Raw genomic sequence first — 15,440 nt, 5'->3', positions numbered from 1 at the left:
TTTTGAATACTAATTTTAGTGTAAATATTTTATTCTTTAAATCGTCCTTTTATTTTTTACTTTATAATTTTTTTGATTGATATTGTGATGTATTAAATTAAAATAAGGGTGTTTTTTGCCGTTAAAAAAATGTAGTTTTAATACACATAGATTTTTCAAAAAAAAGTTATCGCTGTTTGATAGTTAGCAATAAAAGTTTGCCAGCATTATCAAGTATTTTTGCATAGATATATAAAAATTACTTTTTCATTTGGATTTGCGTACGATACTTTGAGTTCAGTAAAATTAGATCACATGATAAATAAATTTAAGATTTTTCTTTAGTCAAAATGACTAAATGCAGTAGTTTTAGATTAATGCTGCTTTAATCCTTTTGAAAGCTTCGGTTAATAATTCTTCACTTGTGGCGTAGGATATTCTGATGCAATTTGGATTACCAAAAGCATCTCCGGTTACAGTCGCCACATTGGCTTCAGACAATAAATACATAGAGAAATCATCAGCGTTGGCAATGAGTTTGCCACGTAACGTTTTGCCAAAATAAGAGGAAACATCAGGAAAAACATAGAACGCACCTTCAGGAACGTTAAGTTTTATACCAGGAATAGCTTTCGCCAAGCCCACCACTAAATCTCTCCTGTTTTTAAAAGCAGCAACCATTTGGTTTAACACTTTCGGGTCTGCATCAACTGCTGTAATTGTTGCTCTTTGTGCAATAGAGTTTGCTCCAGAAGTAACTTGCCCTTGCATTTTGGTACAGGCTTTAGCAATAAATTCAGGCGCTCCAATATATCCAATTCTCCAGCCGGTCATGGCAAAAGCTTTGGCAACACCATTTACAGTAATTGTTCTTTCAAATAATCCCGGAATAGAACCAATACTACAGAAAGTCCCAGAGAAATTAATGTGTTCGTAGATTTCGTCAGAAACGATATAAATGTTTGGGTATTTTTCTAATACTTTACCAATGGCCGACAACTCTTCACGATTATACACCGAACCACTGGGATTGCATGGTGAACTGAACCACATCATTTTGGTTTTTGGAGTAATAGCTTTTTCTAATTGCCCGGCTGTGATTTTAAAATCGCTTTCAACTGAAGTTGGCACTTCTACAGGAATTCCCCCCGACAATTTTATGATTTCAAAATAGGAAACCCAGTAAGGAGCTGGAAGAATTACCTCGTCACCAACATTTAGCATTACTTGCGCGATGTTGTATAACGATTGTTTGGCACCAGTAGAAACCACTATGTTTGCTGGTTTATAGTCTAAATTATTATCGCGTTTGAATTTTCTGCAAATGGCATCTTTCAACTCAACATAACCATCAACTGGACTATAGGTGCTGTAGTTTTCATCGATTGCTTTTTTTGCGGCTTCTTTGATAAAATCGGGGGTATTGAAATCGGGTTCACCCAAACTTAAACTGATGATGTCTTTTCCTTGTGCTTTTAATTCTCTTGCTAATGCTGCCATTGCAAGGGTTTGGGATGTAGATAAATTATTAATTCTGTCCGATAAAATACTCATGCTGTTGTGTGATTTATGTTAAATGAAAAACGCCTATTAAGGCGTTTTTATAAATGATTATGCAACTTGAGGCTGTCTTCCCAAATCTCTCAAATGTCTAAAATGCGAGATAATAGCAGCTCTTGTTGTTTTAAATTCGTAATAAGGAAGCTCACATTCTACTGCTGTTTGCTTTACAATTTCGGCAATTTTACCGTAATGAACATGGCTGATATTTGGGAACAAATGATGTTCTACTTGATGATTTAACCCTCCCGTATAATAATTTACAAACCAGTTTTTAGGAGCAAAATTTGCCGTAGTAAATAATTGATGAATTGCCCAAGTATTTTCGATTTCTCCATTGCCGTCAGGAATAGGATTTTCGGTTTCTGCAACAACGTGTGCCAATTGGAAAACCACACTCAAAATAACTCCAGCCGTATAGTGCATTACTAAAAAACCTAAAACTACTTTCCACCATGCAATTCCCATGACAAGTGGCGCCACAATCCAAACAGAGAAATAGATAATTTTTGTAATAATTAAAGTTGTCCAACGAATAGCCGGTTTTTTGAATTCACCATAAGATAAATTTCTTTTCAAATAGCGTTTCATTTGAAGAAAATCTGTAGTAATTGCCCAGTTGAAGGTTAACAATCCGTACAAAAAAACCGAATAGAAATGTTGAAATCTATGCAATTTATACCACTTTGCTTCTTTGGTAAAACGCATAATTCTTCCCGCTTCTAGATCTTCATCGTGTCCCAAAATATTAGTATAGGTGTGGTGCAAAACGTTGTGTTGTACTTGCCAGTTGTAAACATTTCCAGCCAAAATATAAATGCTTCCTCCCATAAATTTATTCACCCAAGATTTAGAGGAATAAGCACCATGATTTCCGTCGTGCATAACATTCATGCCAACACCTGCCATTCCAACACCTATTACTACATTGAGCAGAAGGTACTCCCAAATAGGCATGTGCATTGCCAATAAAATAAAATAAGGTGTTAAAAAAATGGTGAACATTACTACTGTTTTCAGGTGTAATTTCCAGTTTCCAGTTCTGTCTAGATTGTTTTCTTTGAAATAATTATTCACTCTTGAATTTAAGGTTCTAAAGAATTTTAAATTATCGTTTTTAGAAAATATTGGGGTTGTAGTATCCATTTACAAGTATTTCAAATTTAGCTCAAAGATAAATATTATAATTTTTTAAAGATTATAAACAAATCATAATTATCAACCAAAAGCTTTATTTTTGTTGAAAATTCATTGTATGGAAGAAATTATTAAACAATTTCCTAATCTTACTGAAAATCAAATACTACAGTTTCAAAAATTGGAAGCATTATATCAGGATTGGAATGCTAAAATTAATGTAATTTCTCGTAAAGATATCGACCAATTATATACCAATCATGTGTTACATTCATTAGCAATTGCCAAAATTCAATCTTTTGAATCTGGGTCTTATATTCTTGACGTTGGTACTGGTGGAGGATTTCCTGGAATTCCGTTGGCTATTTTGTTTCCCGAAACGCGATTTTATTTGATTGATGTGATTGCCAAAAAAATAAAAGTAGTACAAGCTGTTGTCGATGTTTTGGAGCTGAAAAATGTAAAAGCTGAACAATTGCGTGCCGAGAATGTGAAAGGCGATTATGATTTTATTGTCAGTCGTGCTGTGACCAATATGCCCGATTTTGTTTCATGGATAAAAGACAAAATCAAGAAACAGAACAAACACAAGTTGAATAACGGAGTTCTTTATTTAAAAGGTGGCGATTTGACAGAAGAATTGAAGGGTTTCCCAAAAGCAACCGAATATAATATTGCAGAATTTTTCTCTGACGAATTCTTCGAAACCAAAAAAGTGGTGCATTTACCACTTAAGTTTAAATCATAAAAAAAGCCCTGTAATAAGGACTTTTTTAGTTTTAACTCTTAACAATTTTTTTAGTTATAGTTCCGTTTTCATTATTAATAGTGATTAGATATATTCCTTTATTCAAAGAAATAGGAATTTCAAAACTTCCTATGATTGTGTTGTTTATTGTTTGATAAATAGTTTTTCCTAACAAATCAGTTATCACAATTGTGGCGTTGTCAATTGCGCTAGACGAATTGATTTCAATAGCATTGCTCACCGGATTTTGTATCCACAAGGATTGTAACGCGATATTAGTATTTGATAACAAAGGAACGAAACCAATTTCATAAGTCGTATTATTTTGGTTTATACCAGCTGCAGAAGCTACAACAACAGTGTTAAGACTTCTAAACTTAAAATTGTTAGTCGCGTCACTTGGATCATAATAAGTATAAGTAGTTTGAGAAGCTGTTCCAACAGGAAAAATGCTTAAGTACAAAGTAACTGAAAGTACTGTTTTTAGTCGGGTTACATTACCCGAATATCCAAAATCAGTTAGATTTAAAACGCCGTAGCCATCAACTGTAGTAGCCAATGTTCCAGAAAATGTTCCCGAATTGGTGCCATAATTATAGGTTCCACTTACAATATTATCAGTGTTTGAGAAAGGATAAACCATTGGAAAAGCCCCTAATGTTGCATTCCCGCTTCCTCCCGAGCCACCATTAAAATTGATGTTCAATCCTGTTGAATCCAATCCAGTTATCGAAACAGTTCCGGCTGTGTTTTTAGTAAAAATTTTGCCTGTTGTTGTAGTCGTTCCTTGTGTTGAAGTGGATACAATAACAGTATTAGTTCCAGGATATGTTGTAGTTTCTGCCGCTGTTGGAGCAACATTTGTATTAGTTATAGTAGCCAGAGTAACAAAGCCAGAAAAAGTCCAGTTTTGATTTATCCCACCAGAACCTTGATTTGGTGGAGTGGGAGTTGCAAGTGCCGTACTTACAAAACCGTTGGTGCTATAAAAAGAATTGACCTGATGTTGAGCAAAACCAATGGTATTTAGCAGTAAGAACGATAAAAGTAGTGTTATTTTCATAATATATTTTTTGATGAAATTGACATTTAAATAATTAATTACCAAATGTATAAAAAAAGTTCAAGACGTGGTTTGATTTTTATTTATAAATATTTAAAACCAAATATAAATAAGTTAACAATAAAGTTTTTAGTATTGAATACTTAATTTGTCAATTGAAAATGGATTACTGTTTTATTAATTTTTGAGTAATACTCTTGTCATCAAATGTTAATCCTACTAGATAAACTCCTTTTGCAAAAGAACTAATATCGATTGTTGAATTGACCATTGTAGTCGCTAAAATTTTTCGACCATTCATATCCGAAATTATAATTGAACGTATAGGTTTATCGCTTTTGTTTTCTACAACAATGCTATTTGAACTTGGGTTTGGATAAATTATTACACTATTGGCTTTATCAAGTTCTGTGATTCCTAAATTTTCCATATTCCCTGTTGTGTTTTTGTAAATAAGCCCATGATTACCAACCGCATAGCCATTTGTTGCATCTGCAAAAGTGATTGCTTCAAAGGGTGGGTTCCCAGCAGTATCAGCATAACAATTTTGTGCTTCCTGAATATCTCCTGAAATAGTATAATTTCTTTTATCAATGCAAAAATAAGAACAGCCACAGAGTGTAAATGAGTTTTCGACACTCCAAACTTCATTTTCATTTAATGAAAATAAATCAGCTGCTGGAGCCATCGAACCACCCATAATTGTTAAATTTAATCCGCCATCAATAGTTTTATAAACTGAACCTGAAGTTACGAAGCCAATATTTTCATTTAGAAAGTAGAAAGTTGAAATCTGATAAGAAACCAATGCCCAAGTGGTTCCTCCATCAGTGGTTTTTATAAAAGCATAGCTATTATAGCCGTAATAGTCATAACTTGAAGCATACCCAACCTGCTCGTTTAGAAACTGAATAGTTTTGAATGAATACGTAGTTCCATAGTTTTGAGTAACAAAATTTGCCCCGACATCAATTGTTTTTTTTATCAAACCATTGTCGCCCGAGATGTAAAAAATGCTTTCATTTACACAAGATAATCCATACAGATTTATGGTATTTCCAGTTGCTATTGAAGTCCAGTTTTCTCCGCCATCAATAGTTTTAAGAATTGTCCCTGATGTGCCAACAACATAACCAGTAGTAGCATTCACAAACTGTACTTTTGTCAAATTTTCAATTGTACCAGATGCTTTGATATTCCAATGGGTTCCACCATCAGTAGTTTTTAAGATAACCCCTCCGTTGCCAACTATGACAACAGTATTTCCGCCGTTACCACATACATCATTTAAGTTAGCTGTTACTCCTGAATTTTGTGGAATCCACCATTGCGCATAAAAAGGTACAGAGACAAATATGAAAAGTAGCGTTGTAATTTTTTTCATAATTTTTTGTATTTGATTTTCACAAGTAAATATAATCAAAAAGCTCAAACATTACTGAATGAGCCTTTTGATTACGTTGTATTTTATTCTTCTAATTACTCTCCCAAAAACGGATAACGATAATCTTCGGGAGTAACCATGGTTTCTTTGATGGTTCGTGGTGAAACCCAACGCAATAAATTTTGCATAGAACCCGCTTTATCATTGGTTCCCGATGCTCTTGCACCACCAAAAGGTTGCATGCCAACAACTGCGCCCGTTGGCTTGTCATTGATATAGAAATTTCCAGCACTGTTTTGTAATGCTTGTGTTGCTTCTTCAATGGCATAACGGTCTTGGCTAAAAATAGCTCCTGTCAATGCATACTCTGATGTTTCATCAACTAATTTTAAAGTTTCAGCCCACCTGGAGTCGTGATAAACATAAATTGTAATTATTGGTCCAAAAAGTTCGGTTTCCATTGTAGCGTATTTTGGATTAGTCGTTACAATAACGGTTGGTTCTATGAAATATCCTTTTGATTTATCATAATTTCCACCGACGATAATTTCAGCATCCGAATCTTTTTTTGCTTGGTCTATATAACTTGCTAATTTATCAAAGGAACCTTCATGAATTACCGCTGTAATGAAGTTGCCAAAATCTTCGGGTGACCCCATTTTCATAGATTTTACATCGGTAATCAATTGATTTTTTAAGGCTGACCACAAGCTTTTTGGAATGTAAGCTCTAGAAGCAGCCGAACATTTTTGCCCTTGAAATTCAAAAGCACCACGCGTAATTCCGGTCACAACTTGCTTTACATTAGCACTTTTATGGGCAAGTATAAAATCTTTTCCTCCAGTTTCGCCCACAATTCTTGGATATGTTTTGTAAGTATGTATGTTAGTTCCAATTTTTTTCCAGATTTCTTTGAATACAAAAGTGGAACCTGTATAATGAACTCCAGCAAAATCTGGACTTGCAAAAATTGTATCAGAAATCATCGCAGCATCACCAAAAACTACATTGATAACTCCATCTGGAACGCCAGCTTCTTGGAACACATCAATAATAATTTTTGCCGAAAACACTTGGCTGTCACTTGGTTTCCAAACCACAACATTTCCCATAAGCGCAGCACTTGCTGGTAAATTGGCAGCAATAGCAGTAAAATTAAACGGAGTTATGGCATACACAAAACCTTCCAAAGGACGGTATTCTACTCGGTTCCAAACATCAGAAGCCGATTTGGGTTGGTCGTTATAAATTTGTGTCATGAATTCTACGTTATAACGCAAGAAGTCAATTAATTCGCAGGAGGCATCAATTTCTGCCTGATAAATGGTTTTTGATTGCCCAATCATAGTGGCGGCATTAATCTTGGAGCGGTAAGGTCCGGCAATTAATTCGGCCGCTTTTAAAAATATAGCAGCACGGTGCTCCCAGGCCATAGTAGCCCATTTTTTTCTGGCTTCAAGAGCCGATACAATAGCTTGCTCAATATGTTTTTTTTCAGCTAAATGGTATGTACCCACAACGTGCTGATGGTCATGCGGCGCAGTTATATTTCTTGTATTTCCAGTTCTGATTTCTTCACCTCCAATGTAATTTGAAACTTCAATAGTTTCGTGCCACATTTTTTTATAAGCGTCTAAAACTGCTATTTTTTCAGAAGAATTCGGAGCGTATAATTTTACGGGTTCATTGACCGCTTTTGGTACATGAAAGAAACCTTTTGGCATTTGATTTAATTTAAAAAATTAGAAAATTAGAAAATAAAATAACTCATTTACTATGAATTATTTAATTTCATACAAAAGTACAAAGGATTTTTTGAATTTTTAATAGAAGTAGGACCAAATTAATTCAAAGCAAATGCCGCGCTTAATTTGAAAGAAGGCACTATAACTTTGAAGGTATTAGTGGTAGTAAAATTTATCATGTTAAAGTAACCTCTCATAGCTCCAAAGGGTGAGGAAAGTAAACATCCCGAATTATAAGTGTGTTTTTCTCCGGGTTTTAGGACTGGCTTTTTACCAATAACGCCCTCACCATTCACTGTTTCTAAATCGTTAAGAGAATCTAAAACTTCCCAATGACGGGAAGTTAACTGCACAGAATCTTTACTGTGATTTTCAATTGTAATCTCATAACTAAATGCAAAATGAATCTTGTAGTTTTTGAAGTAAGTACCTTCAAAACTAGTCAAGACCGAAATTTTTATGCCTCTCGTTATTTGGGTTACCATGAATTTGAATTATTAATCGATGCCAAAATTACAAAAAATACTGTTCTAAAGGATATTTGATATTAATTTTTAGTTAGTTATATCTACTGAACTTGCAATTCCTTTTCCAATAATTCTGTCGTATCGCTGATTGTTTTCTTTATAATAAACAAGCACAAAGTAATTGTTTTCCGTCTGAAAAAAATTACCATCAATGGCGTTTTCTTCATCTACTTTTCCCTTATCATCTGCGATTACATATTGGTAATTTGTAAAACCTTGTTTGATCATAATGGCTTTTTCATAGACGCCTTTTTCAGAATTATAATCCATTTTATTTTCATCACCAAGCGTAAAATTATTGAACATTCCGTTGATGTAAATACTTTTTTTGTCAAAATAAGATGGTGCTGAAAGTGTGAAGAAAACCCATGAATAATCGGCTTCAATCTCGTTGTTTTGGGCACCAATATTTTTAACCAAAAAATTTCCGTTAATATCAGGAAAATAAGTGTAAGGATTGTTTGCTCGTGTCTTGCTGACATATAAATGTGCGTTATATAATCCGCCTTTAGAATCTATCCCAGCAATACTATTATTGGCAGCTCGTATGTCTTTGTTTTCAAAAAAAAGGAATTCGTTTCCAGCCCAAAATTGGGTTTCGGTATCGTATTTATAAATCAAATCATTGCCAATGGTATACTGCGGTTTAATATTAGTGATGGCGTTACTAAATTTACCATTTTGAAGCAACATCACTTTGACATTGGTCAGCGGACTTTGAAAATTGATCACGGATGATTTAATAGAAAAATCTATATTTTGTTTGTGCTCAATAACGGCAATATTTCGGGCTCTCCTAATTTGCATTGGCACTGAAACTAAATCTTCATAAAGAATAAATTTTCTGGAAAAAACTACTTCCTTGTCATCATTTAAAATTTTAATGACATAATTTCCACTTACTCTGAACTGGGTTAATTTACTGGGAAATGCAAGTCTGTAATGCGAATACACTTGAAGTGGGTTCAATGAATTGGTGTAATCCTGAATTCTTTGGTCATCAAAACCATTTATATACTCGTTTTTTGATAATTGCGAGGGCTTCCAATCATAATCACAATGAGTAATCGTGTAATAATAATTGGCTTCGGAGGCGTATAAATCATCAAATTGAAACTGAAAACTATCACCTAATTGAAAAATAGGAATTACATTTTGATTGTTTTGAACAAAGGTCACAGTTTTAATATTGTAGGGAGGAACAACTTCTTTTTCGACTTGTGCGAATGAAATCGCAGAAGTGAATGAACAGTATAAAAGAAATAACTTTTTTAGCATCGTTTATAAATCAGATGCGTAAAGATACTAAAATTTATAAATTTTAATACGTTCATTTCTTATGTTTTACTTAAAACAAACCGGAATAATTTCCCCTTTTGCCAAGCAATATTTGACTACCACTTCAGGGGTGATTTTATGAGTATAATCTTCTTCAATCACTTTGAAGTTGATGCTTCTTAACTTATCAAAGTAATCTCTTCCATAAACCCTTACATGATCATATTGTCCGAAAATTTTAGTACGTTCTTTTTGATCAACAATGGTATCGTCTGAAAAAGTGGTTGCTCTAGTGAGGTCTTGCGGAATTTGAAAAATCCCCATGCCACCAGGTTTTAAAACTCTGTACATTTCTTTCATCGCTTTTGTATCATCTTGGATATGTTCTAAAACGTGGTTGCAGAAAATAATATCATAGGTATTGTCTTCGAACGGCAAGTTGCAAATGTCTGCTTTTACATCTGCTAAAGGCGAAAGTAAGTCGGTGGTAGTGTAATCAATATTTGTTTGCTTTTTAAACCGTTTGTAAAATTCTTGTTCAGGCGCAAAATGTAGTACTTTTAATATTGAACTTGTTTCAGTATCTCGTAATTTGATACGTTTGTTTTTAGTGAAAGGAGAATCTGAATCAAGTTCAGATTGAAAGAAGTCGGTTTCATTGAGTAGATACAACCACAATAATCGGTGTCTCTCTAGCGAAAGCGTGCTTGGAGAAAGCACATTATTTCTTTGAGTGCCATAACCATAAGGTAAGAACATTCGGAAACTTTTGCCATCAATAGGATCTGTGAAGGTGTTTCCTTTTAACACAAAAGCCAATATTGGACGAATTACAATGCTTAAGCGAATAAGAATAGGTCTTGGAATGGTATTGAGAATAAACTTAAAAATCTTTTTCATGTTGTTTTAAAATTTCTTCACAGAGACACACGGAGTATTGCAGAGATTCACAGAGGATTTGATTTAAATGTTAGCCTAATATATATGTTAAATTTCTCTGTTTATCACCTTATATTTCTCTGTGAATCTCTGTGTAATCTAAATAATCAATGATTGTTTCTTAAATTCATCTTCTTCATTACTTACAATTCCCAAAGCATTATAAATATATTGAAACGTAGAAAGCAACTCTGGTTTACCATTAATTAAAGCAACATTATGCTCAAAATGCGCACTTGGTTTTCCATCTGCAGTAAGGATTGTCCAACCGTCTTTGAGTTGTTTTATATTTTTAGTCCCCATGTTTATCATCGGTTCTATCGCTACAGTCATGCCTTCTTCAAAAAGTTTTCCTCGACCGCGTTTGCCGTAATTTGGCATTTCGGGATCTTCGTGCATTTTGGTTCCTAAACCATGCCCCACAAGCTCTCTAACCACTCCATAACCATAACTTTCGCAGTATTTCTGAATTGCATTGCCCACATCTTCTACACGATTGCCAATTCTAAATTCTCGAATCCCAACATACAAACTTTCTTTGGTAATCTGCAATAGTTTTTTGACATCTGCTGCGACTTCACCAATTTCAAATGAATAGGCGTGATCGCCATAAAAACCATTTTTCAAGACACCACAATCTACAGAAATCACATCTCCATCCTGCAACGGAACAGTATTAGGAACCCCATGAACCACTTGCGCATTAGGACTCATACACAACGAATTAGGAAAACCGTATAATCCCAGAAAGCCGGGAACGCCACCATTGTCTCTTATGAATTCTTCGGCTAGTTTGTCTAATTGCAAAGTGCTAACACCAGGTTTAATAACTTTTGCAACTTCGCCAAGTGTTTTAGAAACTAATAACGCACTTTCGCGCATTAATTCAATTTCTTCGGCTGTTTTTGGAATAATCATAACGCTATTTTCAGTCGCCAAAAGTACGATAATAAATAGTATTTTTATAATAACGACTTTCCGGTCATCACAGCGGGCTTTTCGATTCCCATCAATTCTAAAATAGTAGGAGCAAGATCGCCTAGAACGCCATCGTGAATTGATTTTAGTTCTTTATCTACCAAAATAATTGGAACTGGATTGGTGGTATGAGCGGTATTCGGTGATCCATCAGGGTTTATCATCGTTTCGCAATTGCCATGGTCGGCAATGATTAGCGTGGTGTAATTGTTTTCGAGAGCGGCTGTAACAACTGCGGCAACACAAACATCTACAGCTTCACAAGCTTTTATAGCTGCTGACATAACACCGGTATGTCCCACCATATCACCATTGGCAAAGTTGAGGCAAACAAAATCAACTTCGGCTTTGTTAAGTTCGGGAATCAAGGCATCTTTTAATTCAAAGGCACTCATTTCTGGTTGCAAATCGTAAGTGGCTACTTTTGGGGAATGTTTTAAAATACGGGTTTCACCACGAAATGGAATTTCTCTTCCGCCCGAAAAGAAAAAGGTAACATGTGGATATTTCTCGGTTTCGGCGATACGAATTTGAGTTTTGTTGTTTTTTTCTAAAACTTCACCAAGTGTTTCTGTAATATTGGCTTTGTCATAGATAACGTGTACGTTTTTATAAGTGTCATCATAATTGGTCATCGTTATGTAATACAAATTTAGTTTGTGCATATTGAATTCGTGGAAGTCTTTTTGCGACAAAACTTCGGTCAATTCTCTTCCTCTATCGGTTCTAAAGTTGAAGAAAATAACTACGTCATCATTTTGAATACAAGCTACAGGATTATCATTTGCATCCACACAAATTAAGGGTTGAATGAATTCATCGGTCACGTTTTCTGCATAACTTTCGGCAATGCTGTCTATTATATTTGTGGTGTGTTTTCCAATTCCGTTTACGACCAAATCATAAGCTAATTTTACACGTTCCCAACGTTTGTCTCTATCCATGGCATAATATCTTCCAATTACAGTAGCAATTTTCGCCGTAGTGTTGTGAAGATAATTTTCTAAATCTTGAATGTATTTTTTTCCTGATTTTGGATCTACATCGCGGCCGTCGGTAAAGGCGTGAACAAATATTTTATTGAGACCATACTCTTGTGAAACCTCAATCAAACTTTTAAGATGGGAGGTGTGTGAATGCACGCCTCCATCCGAAAGCAACCCTAAAAAATGTACTGCTTTGTTATTGTTTTTCGCATAATGAAAAGCATCGATTAGCGATTGTTCTTGATTCATGGTTTTATTGGCTACAGCCAAATTAATTTTTGCCAAATCTTGATATACAATCCTTCCTGCACCAAGATTCATGTGACCCACCTCGGAATTTCCCATTTGCCCTTCGGGTAAGCCTACGTTCAGGCCGTCGGTTCGCAGCTGGGCATTTGGATATTTTTTATATAAGGAGTTTATAAACGGAATATTGGCATTGACTATTGCGGAAACTTTTGGGTTAGGCGATTTGCCCCAACCGTCTAAAATCATAAGGATTACTTTTTTGTTCATCAGAAATTTGTTTCGAACAAAGATAAAGCTAAAAGTTAACTTTTAGAAGCGTATTCTCTCCTTTGGTTTTGTGAAAGTTTTGGAAATTTTTGTGTTTTTGATAGAATTGTAATCAATATAATAGCGAAGACTAATCGAAATAATGTGGTCTAACGTTTTATCGTTTAAGTTTTGCTTTAAATTATCTAAATAACCTTTTTCTATTGTGGTTCCAAATTGTGAGACAAAAGAATTGTTTCTATATAAAACTGAAAGTAGACTTCCTGGAGCAAACCACCATGAATAGGATAAATCCATGTTCCAGGTAGAAAAACTTCTGTCATTGTTGGTGGTGTAAGCTGGATTTTCCTGTAAACTGCCATCATTTAACAAAGTGTAAAAGTTATTATATTGGGCATACGACATGTAGTGTCTTAATGATAAATTTAAATTCATTACATTGTTTATGGTGTATTTAGCTGTTAATGAGTTAGAAAAAGTGGATCTATCTCTTCTTCCAATGTAAATTTTGTTAAGCGAATTATCTTGGTCAACATAGCCAATATTGTTTTTCTGAACATTATACGAAAAATCGTAAATCAATGAAAAATGATCGTCAAAACGGTATCGTGGACTTGCGCCAAATCCGAAATTCATTCGACCTTTCTCGTTATTAAAACCAATGAAAGGATTCAAATCAATAGCGAACTTACGGTTGTAATTAGAAGAAAAATAAATAAATCCACTTATATTTTGTGTTACTGTCAAAAAGCGTTCTTGGTTAGAACTTCGGGGTTCATAAAAGTCATAAATTTTTAGTGGTCTTGCATTGATTCCAAAATTAAAGAAGTCATTCTTTTTAGTACTAAAGTTGGATTGCAAACTCAAATTGGCACTTTGAATTCTATTTGTTCTGTTATCAAATTCAGAATAACTATTAAAATAAATTCCAAAAGAATTAAAATTTTTGGTTGGGTTTAAAATTCTATAACTTGCTTTTGCATAATAACTTTGATAATGATTTTGAAAATTTATGCCCAAATCGTTATTATCCCATTGGGATGAAACGTATTGTGCACCAGTACCGAACCTATATTTTCCTTTTGTTTTAGCTAAATTAAGGGAGGTGTTAAAGCCCGTTTTATTTTCTAAATTTTGATTGTCTTTAACATAACTGTATTTATAATCACCATTTATTTTAAAGGAATTTGATTTTGTGTTTAAATCATAAACTATTGCTGAAACATTGGCGTCTCTAAAATCGCCATTTCGCATCACATTTGTATTTACGAACGATACTGATGAGTTTTTTCTAAACCGCTGATCCAATACGAGTACATTATAATTAGCAATTGGTTCTGTGGTTACGGAACGGGTTTCACCGGTGACAGTGTTTTTTATTTTGTCCACGGTTTTATCTGTTACGGCATTCAAAACGCCGATGCCCAAACCGCTTTTTGTTCTACCAGATATTTTTATGGCATTTAATAAGTTTACTTTTACAGGATTTTCAACATATATTTCATTGGGCAATAATACGCTAGATAATGACGGCACACCGCCTATCCTTCTAGAGTAAACCAAATTTCCTTTGTTGAAGAGCTCTGTTCCTTCTGTAAAAAAAGGACGATTTTCACTAAACTGTTGTTCAAATGGACTCAAATTTAGTTCTACTCTATCAAATGTTGTTTGACCAAAATCAGGTACTAATATGGCATCCAAAGTAAAAGCATCATTAATTCCATATTTTATATCTAGCCCACCTTTAAATTCACTTTTTGTTTTGTTAGAATCTCTGATGTTAAAATATTGTGAGGTGTAGGGTATAAAAAACAATCGTGTTGGTGTTTTAATATTTTCAATACCTTCAAGGATTCCCGCCTGAATGGCTTCGTTTTTGATATTATTATTTATCAAATTCCATGTAAATCTTTGTCTATCTCTGATTATTTCTCTGTAAAAATTGATGCCCCATGTTTGTTTTTTTTCTGTCGAAAAGCGCAAAGCGGCAAAGGGAATTTTCATTTCAACATTCCAACCTGTTTCAGTAATCATTGTTTTGCTATCCCAAATGGCATCCCATGAAGTATCTTCGCCGTTGGCTTCAGTGTAAATCATATCTATTTGGACGCCTGATGCACTCACAAAAAAACGAAATTCTTGTTGGCCATCATTAAAGCCATTTATTTGAACACCAAAATGATCAGCAGTGACAAAATTATCTCGTAGTGCCAGTTCCTTGCCAATTTTTGAAGGTTTGTTATCTGTTAAAGTTGCAGCGATGTAAAGCGCATCATTCGTATAAACTACTTTTACATCCGACTTTCGTTCTGCTTTTTCGGGTTTTCCATTATCAGGGTCAATCATCACAAAATTATTTGCGATGGCAGCGGTTTGCCATACAGGTTCGTCAAACTTCCCGTCAATTATTATTTTATCTGTGGTATATTGAGTAAAAAGAGTTTTTTTTGGATTTTGCCCAAACATAACTATTGTAAAAAGCAGTATTACGTAAGTAAAATAGCTATGAGATTTAGGCACGGAAGTTTTAATTAGTTGGGCAAAAATATATAATTTATTATTATTTACAAATCTATTATCAATAAAATCATTCATATACA

General features: G+C 34.2%; 12 protein-coding genes. 1 reads left to right on the top strand and 11 read right to left on the bottom strand.

Annotation, left to right across the window (positions count from 1 at the left end):
* Positions 1-348: 348 nt before the first annotated feature.
* A complete protein-coding gene (locus Q0Q96_RS01885) occupies positions 349-1,533 on the bottom strand; it encodes a pyridoxal phosphate-dependent aminotransferase (RefSeq protein WP_293871057.1) in 1,185 nt (394 codons plus the stop codon).
* 57 nt (positions 1,534-1,590) lie between these two features.
* Complete coding sequence (locus tag Q0Q96_RS01880; RefSeq protein ID WP_293871055.1) at positions 1,591-2,685, bottom strand: acyl-CoA desaturase; 1,095 nt, start codon at positions 2,683-2,685, stop codon at positions 1,591-1,593.
* A gap of 109 nt (positions 2,686-2,794) precedes the next feature.
* Between Q0Q96_RS01880 and rsmG the strand changes: the two genes are divergently transcribed.
* Positions 2,795-3,424, top strand: coding sequence for a 16S rRNA (guanine(527)-N(7))-methyltransferase RsmG (gene rsmG / locus Q0Q96_RS01875; protein WP_293871052.1), 630 nt, complete (start codon positions 2,795-2,797; stop codon positions 3,422-3,424).
* 31 nt (positions 3,425-3,455) lie between these two features.
* Here the strand turns inward: rsmG and Q0Q96_RS01870 are convergent, their stop codons facing one another.
* From Q0Q96_RS01870 to Q0Q96_RS01830, 9 genes are all read right to left on the bottom strand, one after another.
* Positions 3,456-4,487: a T9SS type A sorting domain-containing protein gene (locus Q0Q96_RS01870; protein WP_293871049.1), complete on the bottom strand. Its 1,032-nt coding sequence runs from the start codon at positions 4,485-4,487 to the stop codon at positions 3,456-3,458.
* Positions 4,488-4,653: 166 nt separating this feature from the next.
* Positions 4,654-5,871: a T9SS type A sorting domain-containing protein gene (locus Q0Q96_RS01865; RefSeq protein ID WP_293871047.1), complete on the bottom strand. Its 1,218-nt coding sequence runs from the start codon at positions 5,869-5,871 to the stop codon at positions 4,654-4,656.
* A gap of 95 nt (positions 5,872-5,966) precedes the next feature.
* Positions 5,967-7,595: an L-glutamate gamma-semialdehyde dehydrogenase gene (gene pruA / locus Q0Q96_RS01860; protein WP_293871006.1), complete on the bottom strand. Its 1,629-nt coding sequence runs from the start codon at positions 7,593-7,595 to the stop codon at positions 5,967-5,969.
* A 119-nt stretch (positions 7,596-7,714) separates the two neighbouring features.
* Positions 7,715-8,101 (bottom strand): Co2+/Mg2+ efflux protein ApaG, encoded by a 387-nt coding sequence (gene apaG, locus Q0Q96_RS01855; RefSeq protein ID WP_293871003.1) that lies wholly within the window; start codon positions 8,099-8,101, stop codon positions 7,715-7,717.
* 69 nt (positions 8,102-8,170) lie between these two features.
* Positions 8,171-9,421: a DUF5103 domain-containing protein gene (locus tag Q0Q96_RS01850; RefSeq protein WP_293871000.1), complete on the bottom strand. Its 1,251-nt coding sequence runs from the start codon at positions 9,419-9,421 to the stop codon at positions 8,171-8,173.
* 66 nt (positions 9,422-9,487) lie between these two features.
* On the bottom strand, positions 9,488-10,321 hold the full coding sequence (locus Q0Q96_RS01845) for a class I SAM-dependent methyltransferase (protein ID WP_293870997.1): 834 nt from the start codon (positions 10,319-10,321) through the stop codon (positions 9,488-9,490).
* A gap of 138 nt (positions 10,322-10,459) precedes the next feature.
* A complete protein-coding gene (map, locus tag Q0Q96_RS01840; RefSeq protein ID WP_293870994.1) occupies positions 10,460-11,278 on the bottom strand; it encodes a type I methionyl aminopeptidase in 819 nt (272 codons plus the stop codon).
* Positions 11,279-11,322: 44 nt separating this feature from the next.
* Positions 11,323-12,840 (bottom strand): 2,3-bisphosphoglycerate-independent phosphoglycerate mutase, encoded by a 1,518-nt coding sequence (gene gpmI / locus Q0Q96_RS01835; RefSeq protein WP_293870992.1) that lies wholly within the window; start codon positions 12,838-12,840, stop codon positions 11,323-11,325.
* 42 nt (positions 12,841-12,882) lie between these two features.
* Positions 12,883-15,440: DUF5916 domain-containing protein (locus Q0Q96_RS01830; protein WP_366068785.1), on the bottom strand; the 2,558-nt coding region annotated here is incomplete at its 5' end.

This window comes from Flavobacterium sp. (genome assembly GCF_025352015.1).
Lineage (GTDB): Bacteria > Bacteroidota > Bacteroidia > Flavobacteriales > Flavobacteriaceae > Flavobacterium.
The sequence above is the reverse complement of the archived record's forward strand: the minus strand, read 5'-3'. Positions and strand labels throughout refer to the sequence as shown.

What these genes read in the sequence shown, in the direction of transcription:
- gpmI (WP_293870992.1), bottom strand. Translation starts at nt 12,840, where the DNA reads ATGAACAAAAAAGTAATCCTTATGATTTTAGACGGTTGGGGCAAATCG.
- map (WP_293870994.1), bottom strand. Translation starts at nt 11,278, where the DNA reads ATGATTATTCCAAAAACAGCCGAAGAAATTGAATTAATGCGCGAAAGT.
- Q0Q96_RS01865 (WP_293871047.1), bottom strand. Translation starts at nt 5,871, where the DNA reads ATGAAAAAAATTACAACGCTACTTTTCATATTTGTCTCTGTACCTTTT.
- Q0Q96_RS01880 (WP_293871055.1), bottom strand. Translation starts at nt 2,685, where the DNA reads ATGGATACTACAACCCCAATATTTTCTAAAAACGATAATTTAAAATTC.
- Q0Q96_RS01885 (WP_293871057.1), bottom strand. Translation starts at nt 1,533, where the DNA reads ATGAGTATTTTATCGGACAGAATTAATAATTTATCTACATCCCAAACC.
- pruA (WP_293871006.1), bottom strand. Translation starts at nt 7,595, where the DNA reads ATGCCAAAAGGTTTCTTTCATGTACCAAAAGCGGTCAATGAACCCGTA.
- Q0Q96_RS01870 (WP_293871049.1), bottom strand. Translation starts at nt 4,487, where the DNA reads ATGAAAATAACACTACTTTTATCGTTCTTACTGCTAAATACCATTGGT.
- Q0Q96_RS01845 (WP_293870997.1), bottom strand. Translation starts at nt 10,321, where the DNA reads ATGAAAAAGATTTTTAAGTTTATTCTCAATACCATTCCAAGACCTATT.
- rsmG (WP_293871052.1), top strand. Translation starts at nt 2,795, where the DNA reads ATGGAAGAAATTATTAAACAATTTCCTAATCTTACTGAAAATCAAATA.
- Q0Q96_RS01850 (WP_293871000.1), bottom strand. Translation starts at nt 9,421, where the DNA reads ATGCTAAAAAAGTTATTTCTTTTATACTGTTCATTCACTTCTGCGATT.
- apaG (WP_293871003.1), bottom strand. Translation starts at nt 8,101, where the DNA reads ATGGTAACCCAAATAACGAGAGGCATAAAAATTTCGGTCTTGACTAGT.